General features: G+C 72.9%; 3 protein-coding genes. All 3 read right to left on the bottom strand.

What is annotated here, in order from left to right; all coding sequences use genetic code 11:
• A partial coding sequence (locus OUY22_RS36275) for a biotin/lipoyl-containing protein (RefSeq protein WP_270159846.1) occupies positions 1–613 on the bottom strand: 613 nt, incomplete at its 3' end.
• A 37-nt stretch (positions 614–650) separates the two neighbouring features.
• Positions 651–2,015, bottom strand: a complete 1,365-nt coding sequence (lpdA, locus tag OUY22_RS36270; RefSeq protein WP_270159845.1) for a dihydrolipoyl dehydrogenase — start codon at positions 2,013–2,015, stop codon at positions 651–653.
• 42 nt (positions 2,016–2,057) lie between these two features.
• On the bottom strand, positions 2,058–3,188 hold a 1,131-nt coding region (locus OUY22_RS36265), incomplete at its 5' end, for a leucyl aminopeptidase (protein WP_270159844.1).

Below are 3,188 nucleotides of genomic sequence, written 5' to 3'. Positions count from 1 at the left end.
GCTGCTTGGCGGCCTCCAGCACGTCCTGCTTGCGGATCCGGCCGCCGACCCCGGTGCCGGTGACGGAGTCGAGGTCCACACCGTGCTCGTTGGCCAGCTTGCGCACCAGCGGCGTCACGTACGGGCTCTCACCCGAGGTGGGCAGCGGGGCCTGCTGCTGCGGGGCCTGCTGCTGCGCGGGCCGCTGGGGTGCGGGCTGCTGGGGTGCGGGCTGCTGGGCCGGCTCGGCGGGGGCGGGCTGCGGGATCGACGAGGCGGGGGCCTGCTGCGGCTCGGGCTGAGGCTCCGGCTCCGGCTCCGGCTCGGGCTCCGGCTCCGGCTCGGGCTGCGCGGCGGGCGCCTCCTCCTCGGCGGGGGCGGCGGCGCCGGCCTGACCGCTCTCGTCGATGACGGCCAGCTCGGCGCCGACCTCGACCGTCTCGTCCTCCGCCACGACGATCTTCTGAATCACGCCGGCGGCGGGCGACGGGATCTCGGTGTCGACCTTGTCCGTCGACACTTCGAGGAGCGGCTCGTCGGCCTCGACGCGCTCGCCCTCCTTCTTGAGCCAACGGGTGACGGTGCCCTCGGTGACACTCTCGCCGAGCTGGGGCATCTGTACGGAGACCGGCATCGTTATCTTCTCTCGCGTTCTGATCTCGAGGGCTGGACTAGTTGTGGACGTGCAGCGGCTTGCCGGCCAGGGCCAGCATGGCCTCCCCGATCGCCTCGGACTGCGTCGGGTGTGCGTGGATGAGCTGGGCGACCTCCGCGGGCAGCGCCTCCCAGTTGTAGACGAGCTGGGCCTCGGTGACGAGCTCGCCGACGCGGCGGCCCACCATGTGGACGCCGACGACCGGCCCGTCCTTGCGGGCGAGGACCTTGACCGCGCCCGCCGTGCCGAGAATCTGGCTCTTGGGGTTGCCCGCCAGGTCGTAGACCTGCTCGACGATCTCCATGCCGCGCTCGGCGGCCTGCGCGGAGGTGAGGCCGACCGAGGCGACCTCGGGGTCGGAGTAGGTGATCCGCGGCACGCCCGCGTAGTCGATGGGCGCGGGGGCGAGCCCGGCGATGTGCTCGGCGACCATGATGCCCTCGGCGAACCCGGCGTGGGCCAGCTGAGGGGTGGCGATCAGGTCGCCGACGGCGTAGACGCCCGGGGCGGAGGTGCGGCAGTGCTCGTCGACGGTGACGGTGCCGCGCTCGACCGCCACGCCCGCCTCCTCCAGGCCCAGGCCCGCGGTGACCGCGCCGCGGCCCACCGCCACGAGCAGGATCTCGGCGTCGAGGGTCTTGCCGTTGGCCAGCGTGACCAGCACGCCGGTCTCGGTGGTCTTGACGCCGTCGAAGCGCACCCCGAGCTCGTACTTGACGCCGCGCCGCCGGAAGGCCCGCTCCAGCAGCTTGGAGCTGGACTCCTCCTCGGCCGGGAGCAGGTGGGGCAGGGCCTCGACGATGGTCACCTCGGCGCCGAACGAGCGGTAGACGCTGGCCAGCTCGACGCCGATGACGCCGCCGCCCAGCACGACCACCGAGGACGGCACCCGGTCCATCGTCAGGGCGTGGTCGCTGGTGATCACCCGCTCGCCGTCGATGTCGAGGCCGGGCAGCGACCTGGGCGCCGACCCGGTCGCCAGCACGAGGTGGCGGCCTTCGTACGTCTCGGGGCCGACCTGGACGCGGCGCTCGCCCGCGAGCCGGCCCTCGCCCTCGACCAGGGTGACGCCGGCGGCCTTGAGCAGCCCCTGCACGCCCTTCCATGCGCGGGTGACGATCCTGTCCTTGAACGCGTGGACGCCCGGGACGTCGATGCCGTCGAAGCGCGCGCGCACGCCGAACGACCCGCTCTCCCTGGTCTCGTCGGCCACCTCGGCGACGTGCAGCAGAGCCTTGGTGGGGATGCACCCCCGGTGGAGGCAGGTGCCGCCGATCTTGTCCTTCTCGATCAGGGCGACGGACATGCCCAGCTCGGCCGCCCGCAGCGCGCAGGCGTATCCGCCGCTACCGCCACCTAGGACGACGATGTCGTAGGCCACAGCGAGGCTCCTTGTCGGGGTGGTCTTGTCGCCTTCATCTTTTCACTGGTTCGACGCGCTCGCGTGCCGCTCCGCCAGTCCGATGAGCGTGCGGGTGACAGCACCAGTGCCGCCCTTGGGAACGTATCCGTACGGCTCGCCCTTGTTGAAGGCGGGACCGGCCATGTCGATGTGGGCCCAGCGCACGCCGTCGGGCACGAACTCCTTCAGGAAGATCCCGGCGGCGAGCATGCTGCCCCAGCGCTCCGGCTGGAGGTTGGCGATGTCGGCGATCGGGGAGTCGAGGCCCTTGCGCAGCTCCTCGGGCAGCGGCATGCCCCAGGCGCCCTCGCCCGCGGCGCCGGCCGCCTCGACGACCAGCTCGCGCAGCTCGTCGTCGTTGGCCATGACGCCGGCGGTGCGCCAGCCGAGCGCGACGATCTGGGCGCCGGTCAGGGTCGCCACGTCGATGATCGCGTCGGGGTTGTCCTCGGCGGCCCTGGCTATGCCGTCCATGAGGACCAGGCGGCCCTCGGCGTCGGTGTCGAGCACCTCGACGGTCTTGCCGCTGTAGCTGTGGATGACGTCGGAGGGGCGCTGCGCGGTGCCGCTGGGGAGGTTCTCCGCCAGGCAGAGGTAGCCGATGGCGTTGACCCGCAGGCCGAGCCTGGCGATGCCGACGAGCGCGCCGAACACCGCGCCCGCGCCCCCCATGTCGGACTTCATCCAGTCCATGGACGCGGACGGCTTGAGCGACAGGCCGCCGGAGTCGAACGTGATGCCCTTGCCGACGAACGCCAGGGTCTTGGCGGCCTCGGGATGGGTGTAGGAGAGGCGGACCAGGCGCGGCGGGTTGGCCGAGCCCTGACCGACGCCGATGAGGCCGCCGTAGCCGCCGTCCCTGAGCTGCTTGTCGTCCAGCACCTCGACGGACAGGCCGGCCTCGGCCCCGGTCCGCTCGGCGATCTCGGCGAACTTGGCCGGCCACAGGTCGGACGGCGGGGTGTTGACCAGGTCGCGCACCAGCGCCACCGACTCGGCCAGCACGGAGGCGCGCTCCGCCGTCTCGCCGGGCGCGCCGGACAGCACGGTCAGGTCGGCGACCGGCGCCTTCTGGTCGCCGCCGGTGCGGTAGCGGGAGAACGCGTAGGCGCCCAGCAGCCCGCCCAGCGCCACGGCCTCGGCCTCCTCGGC

The sequence above is a fragment of the Nonomuraea corallina genome (assembly GCF_027620315.1).
GTDB classification, from domain to species: Bacteria; Actinomycetota; Actinomycetes; order Streptosporangiales; family Streptosporangiaceae; genus Nonomuraea; species Nonomuraea corallina.
This window is presented reverse-complemented; position numbering and strand designations above follow the sequence as displayed.